Origin of the sequence: Tunicatimonas sp. (assembly GCF_049647865.1) — a bacterium.
Classification (GTDB): Bacteria; Bacteroidota; Bacteroidia; order Cytophagales; family Cyclobacteriaceae; genus Tunicatimonas.
Genome location: NZ_JBARYM010000082.1, coordinates 1 through 6,096, shown reverse-complemented (window position 1 = coordinate 6,096; position 6,096 = coordinate 1). Strand labels below are relative to the sequence as shown.

The 6,096-nt window shown below is 43.4% G+C and carries 5 protein-coding genes; 2 read left to right on the top strand and 3 right to left on the bottom strand.

The window, feature by feature from the left end; translation table 11 throughout:
* Positions 1–421: 421 nt before the first annotated feature.
* A complete protein-coding gene (locus WBA23_RS02895) occupies positions 422–1,465 on the top strand; it encodes a class I SAM-dependent methyltransferase (RefSeq protein WP_424580746.1) in 1,044 nt (347 codons plus the stop codon).
* A 78-nt stretch (positions 1,466–1,543) separates the two neighbouring features.
* Here WBA23_RS02895 and WBA23_RS02890 read toward each other — a convergent pair whose 3' ends face one another.
* The 3 genes from WBA23_RS02890 to WBA23_RS02880 are packed head-to-tail and all read right to left on the bottom strand — an operon-like array spanning position 1,544 to position 5,044.
* Positions 1,544–2,293: a S1C family serine protease gene (locus tag WBA23_RS02890; RefSeq protein ID WP_424580745.1), complete on the bottom strand. Its 750-nt coding sequence runs from the start codon at positions 2,291–2,293 to the stop codon at positions 1,544–1,546.
* 32 nt (positions 2,294–2,325) lie between these two features.
* The gene (locus tag WBA23_RS02885) at positions 2,326–3,777 is read right to left on the bottom strand and encodes a hypothetical protein (protein ID WP_424580744.1); all 1,452 of its coding nucleotides are present in this window, start codon (positions 3,775–3,777) and stop codon (positions 2,326–2,328) included.
* On the bottom strand, positions 3,770–5,044 hold the full coding sequence (locus WBA23_RS02880; protein WP_424580743.1) for a hypothetical protein: 1,275 nt from the start codon (positions 5,042–5,044) through the stop codon (positions 3,770–3,772). Before WBA23_RS02880 ends, WBA23_RS02885 begins: the two co-directional genes overlap by 8 nt.
* A gap of 216 nt (positions 5,045–5,260) precedes the next feature.
* On the opposite strand from WBA23_RS02880, the gene WBA23_RS02875 reads away from it, so the two are divergent.
* A partial coding sequence (locus WBA23_RS02875) for a metallophosphoesterase (protein ID WP_424580742.1) occupies positions 5,261–6,096 on the top strand: 836 nt, incomplete at its 3' end.

Below are 6,096 nucleotides of genomic sequence, written 5' to 3'. Positions count from 1 at the left end.
CTAATTTTACTTCACAGAACACAATAATAGGGGGGAGAAGGAAGTGGAAAAAATTGGGCACTAAAACCCGACGTAAGGATAAACAGTGGTATTGAAGATATATAAAATTTGTAGCACCTTCTTCACTTTTGTACTTTATACTGATTTCTTCCGAGGTATTTTCTAAAGCATTTAACCGGGTTTATCTTATCTACAACCACTTTAAAGCATAATAATTATTGAGTTTTTGAACAGAACCGCAATCTCATGAAAATTCTAACATTGTAAGAATGTGCTTTAAACTAGTATTTTCTGGATTGTAATTTATTGCTCTTGTAGCATTTCAGGAGACTTCCCCCTTTCTGTTCAGGTAAACATATCTTTACCAAGCTAGCTTACTATTATAGACTGTTTAATGTTGGGCAGTTAACCCGTAATTCTCATGAAAATTTTGGCAGTTCCTGAAACTTGGCTAGAGCGATTAGCCGCCTGGTTTAAAATTGCTCCTATACCTATCTGCGACACCCATATGGCGTTTATGCTGGCGCGTACTATTATGGTAGGAGCTAAAACAGGCGTTTTTGAAGCATTGTCTGACTCTCCGCAAACCGCTACCCAAGTTGCTACCCAGTGTAATACTGATGCTAAAGCTACGCTAGCGTTGCTAAATACATTGGTCCATCTGGGTTACGTACAACTGCGCCGGAACCAGTACCGCTTATCTTCACTAGCCCGCCAGTGGATGTTACCAGATAGCGATCAGTCGCTTCATGATAAAATGCTGCTACAGTTTCTGGAATGGGAGTTTGTTGAGCATTACGAAACCTACTTACGAACTGGTCAGCCCCTAAATTATCACGCAACCATGAACGAGAGTCAATGGAGCCTTTACCAACGAGGTATGCGGTCGGTCGCGGAAGTATCGGTTAAAGAGATTGGTAAGCGTACCCCAGTACCTAAACAGGCGCGCCGTTTATTAGATATCGGGGGGGCGCATAGTATTCACGCTGCGGTACTATGCCGTAATCATCCAAATTTGAAAGCTACTATTCTTGATTTACCGGAGGCTCTAGAGTCTGCTCAGAAAATGTCTGAAGGGGATGCTAAAGACGAACGCATTACTTTTATGCCAGGCGATGCCCTCACGAAAGATCTGGGAGAAGAAGTATGGGATGTGGTATTTACCTCCAGTCTTGCCCACCACCTTAATGATGAAGATAATCGGGCATTGACAGAACGAGTGGCTCGCTCCCTTCGGCCGGGGGGATGCTATATTGTACAGGACTTTATCCGAATTGACAAACCCCGACACGGAGATCATGTGGGAGGCTTATTTAATTTGTATTTCGCAGCTACTAGCCAGGCGGGTACCTATTCAGAAGCTGAAATTCACCAGTGGCAATCAAAAGCCGGACTTGTTCCTCAGAAAAGCGTATGGTTACGCACAATTCCTCGCCACGCTCAGATTATTGCGAAGAAGGTGTAGGGGGTGTTCTGGTGTTCTGGTGTTCTGGTGTTCTGGTATTAAATATACACTAGAACACGCTAAGATGTAAACCCATCTTTAAAGCGAGGTATCATCTTGCAGTAGAGCAATGTTAAAAGCAAAGTTGCAGTTTTCACACTGTTTTACCTGCATGGTGGCGATGCCTACTACTTCACCCTTGCTATTCATGACGGGGCTACCGCTGCTACCGGGCGAGATAGCGGCATCCATTTGAATGAGCGCGTTCCGCTCACCTTTGTACTTACGAATAGAAGAGACAATCCCCCGGGATACGGTGCTTTCCAGCCCTTTAGGGTTACCTAGCACGAAAATATCTTCGCCCTTTCGGGGTAACGATGCGGATAAAGGAAGTGGTTGTATTTCTTCCGTTTTCTCTACCTGAAAAATAACGTAGTCGTATTTTTCACTCTGCTTAATAATGCGCTTTACTGAAAATTCATCTCCGGCAAAGGTCTTGATTTTCCAGCTTTCACCTTTTTCAAAAACATGGTGATTACTTACGGCAATTCCTTGCTTTTCTATAAAAAAGCCGGTTCCCTGACCAATGCGCTTGCCATTTCGATTGTAGGTATACACTATAAAAACGCTCGGTTCGGCAATCTCTACAATATTAGTAAGGGATTTTTCTTTCCGTTCAATGAACGAAACAGGGGGACTGTACGTAGCAACCGTATCCGGAGCTACATCATTAGTGGCCATTCTTTGCAAGGTAGTACGTTGCCCGTCTAATTTACGAGCGGAGCGAGAGCAACTGTGACAACCTGTAAGCATTATGGCGAGAGCGAGGGACCAAATAATACTTCTCATCGTTACGAATATAACGATTTTCGTGCCGAAGATTATTCACTTCTCCAAAGTTTTTTAAAAAAATTAGTTCCCGTACCTGACTTATTTGAAGAAATTTGTTGATTTAGCAGCTTCAGTTGCTCGAGTATTGCTGATTGTTGTTGGTTGTTTTGCTCTTTTAGTGCCTTAATATTTTGGTTTAGCGGTTCTATGAGGGCTAGTTTTCCTACCGCATGCTGATTGTCATCAAAAGCTTTCCGCAAGCGATTTTCCTCTTGAATGGTTAGTTCGCGGATAGTTCGAATACGGGTTTGCGTGTGTTCTAACAATTCCTGTAGGCTTCTATCCAGTACGTGATCTACTTTAACAACAGCATTGTTGATCACTTGGCTACGCTGCTCTAGCTCAGTGAAGTGAGATCGCAAAAATTGCTGCAATTTCTCGCTTTTCTGTGCGATACCCCGAATTTCTCCTAATACATTCTCTACCTCTTGCGTGCGGTACAAAAACTGGTTCAGCTTTTCTGTTAATCCTGATGTACTATCAACCATCTGGTTGGTCTGGGCGAGGTAATCTTTAAATTGGGTAAGTTCCCGGGCACTTTCATTCAGCGATTGAAATACTTTTACATTGGCTTTGGCCAGCTCCATAATATCAACTTCCTGTAATGCTTGAGCAATTTTTTCTTGAGCCTTCAGTGTTTCGTAATTTTTGTTGAGCAGTACTTCCAGGGTACTTAGGTTATCCATAAAGTTTTGCTGAAAACCACTAAGCTGCCCCTGTAGCGTTTGCAGGGTTTGAGTGGTGTCTTGGGCTAATTGGGGTAGCCATTCAGTTTGAATAAGCGTTAAAAACTCGTTTTTCCGCTGAAGAGCCTTGCGTTGAACCGTGGGTAATTGCCAGCCTAAAAGTACCAGACTCAACAATGCACCAACAATGGTAGCGAGCACAATAATTTTAACCCCACTAAAAAATAGTACCGCAGTACTCAGATAAATAGCGTTAGTAACAATCTCGCTAGGAAGATTAGGTAAAAAGAAAGCACTAACCCCTAATCCGATGATGGTAGATGCCAACCCAATCAATAACGGAAGCCAAGACCGCTGCTTAAGCCCTTGCCGGATTTGCATCTCTTGCCGAATTAGTAGATTCTGAATCAAGGCAAAATCTAGTACGACTCCTCGACTTTTGAGCAAGTAGCGATTGAGAGCATAAAATAGCTGATAACGGGCTGCCAAGTTATAATTATCGGCTTGCAACATCGGCAGTTTGATGCCTTCGGCAAAGCGTAATTTTCCCTGATAAAAGCGTTCTAGTAATTGATCTGTACTGGTTTGAGTTAGCTCCAAAAGCGGAATACGCTTCGGTATAATTTTAATCGACTCCTCCGAAGGTATCCAGTCAGAAAATTTCCGCATTCGCTGCCACGTCTGCCAGAAGAACCATCCTTGCATTCCGATAGAAATAATCAGAAGGATAGTTTCAAACGTAGCAAGATCACTCATAGCGAATTAGGGCTTTATCTTCGGTAAATACTACCCACTGGTCACCTTGTTGGGTAGCTTTACCGGGTTCTACGTTCACGATACGTTGTGCACCCGCAAAATAGGAATTCTCACTTTCACAAACGGGTTCTAAGTAGCTACCCGGCGAACTTAAAGCATCTTTCATGGCATCCGCATTATTAGCTACAGTAAAGGTAGCGGTATTTTCCCCGTTTTGCTCCAGCACTTCAAAGTGATAGATGGAGGCCGAGGGCCGAAACTGGGCTGACATAGAACCTGCCGGAAAAGTACCGTCGCTGTTAGGGGTAGACAGGTAATACGATTTGGTAACGGGGGCAGGAGGGGTATTCAGACCGAAACGCGGCTGGGAATCAGTTTCTTTTTTCTTGGGTAGTTGTTTTCGCAAAGATGCTACCTGAGCTTCGGCTTCCTTCACCCGGTTTTTCAATTGAGCTACTTCTTCTCGGGTAACGTAAGGGGTGCTTTTTTGAAGTTGCCGGGCGGTCAGTTCTTCAATGCGCTTGGTATGGCGATCAATGCGGGCATCTTGCTTCCGAAGTAAACTGAAAATATACAGCGATAGTCCAATAGAAAGTAATGATAAAATGAGTGGGATTAACTGAAACCAACGTTCGTCTAAAAAGGAAAATTTGTCCGTAGCTTCGGTCGGCACCCAAAGATCGGGGGAGTCAGATGTTGCAGTTACATCAGTCTCAGCGGTAGTAGGTGGAGGCAAACTTTCATCTTCAACCGCCGCCGATGCTGCCTCTGATGATTCAATAGATAAATACTGCTGAATTTCTTGAATTAGTAGTGCTTTGGTCTGTTGTAATTGTTCGTAGTCATCTTCACTGGCTACGTTCAATGGTTGAAGACTAATATTGCGGATTTGCTGTTGCAAAAAATCAATTGCCTCACTTTCCGTCCACTCATTACGATACATCTCTTTAATACTAATAATTCTGCGGTACAGATTGGTACTAGCATTGCGCCAGTCGTTATTTTCTAGAAAGGTAGCAACAGCTTGGCTGTTGGGTGGCTGTTCTATGCTGTACTCGTCCCGGCTAAACTCCTGCTGAAAGGCTTCGTAACCCGCCCGCTCAGCAACTTGGTTAGGTCGGATACTGAGATAATCCTGCATATAGGCATCCATAATTTGCCAGCCCACATAATCTACTGTCTGGGCAAACTGCTCGCGAATAACCGCAGATTGAACCGGTTGATAAAAATGTAGTAGTAGAATTGCGGTCAGGATGATTCGTACCATTGGCTGAGTTTCTCTATTGATGCAACTATTCGGCTTAACTGAAACAGTTAGCAAAAATAGCAAAATTGCCTGTTTATCTACTTTGTATCAGAATAACAGTGGGGGGGATGGGATAAAATACTCTTAGCAAGACTATGAATATGTATATTCTGGTACAGATATGATGAGCCTACGCATACTTCGGCCATAACCTTTTACTATATTTACTCTTAAATTATGAAATATCAGCGAATTCCGAGTATAGTTTTAGTCAGTTTTGTACTCACCTTAACAATGGTGGAGTTTAGCACTGCCCAGGTAGAGAGAATCTGGCTTACTCATGCATCAAATAATCCCGACAAGCTATCCGTTAATTGGGAAAGTGTAACCTCTGGTAATGCGGTGGTGCGCTACGGTGCTTCGGAAGAATACGATAGCGTGGTTACGGTAGAAGAAAATACAAATCTACATCAGGTTGAAATTTCGCTAGATCCAGAGGTGAGCGTATACCACTATCAGGTTTCTACGAACAACCAACAATCTAGTCGCCATACATTTAAGAATTATCCTCAGGATGAACTACGGGTAGCAGTAGTGGCTGATTGGCAAGGAAAGCCCAATCTGGATATACTCCTTCAAGAAGGTATTCATCTACTGTTAACAGCGGGAGATAATATCCCTAACATTCACGGTAGCTGCGGAGTTGGCGTAGCAAATTGTATAGAACCTTACCGCCAACTGATTGACACCTATCCCGAATTATTTAGCTCCACGCCATTTATGCCGGTGTTGGGTAATCATGATCGGGAAATTCGGCCTCGAGGAAAAACCCCGCCCGATGATCCGGTGTATGATGTAAAGGCTTCGGCATTCCGGCGCTTTTTTACCTTGCCCGGCGATGAATGGAAATGGACTTTCGTAATTCCTAACTTTGGCGTTCGCTTTGTTGCGCTGGATCTTAATCATATTGAAGACCGAGGCAATAGTTGGCAAACCTGCCATTCTTTTGGGAAAGATTCGCAACAATATGAGTGGTATAGTGAAGTAATGTCTCAAGCTGATGAGAATTTCGT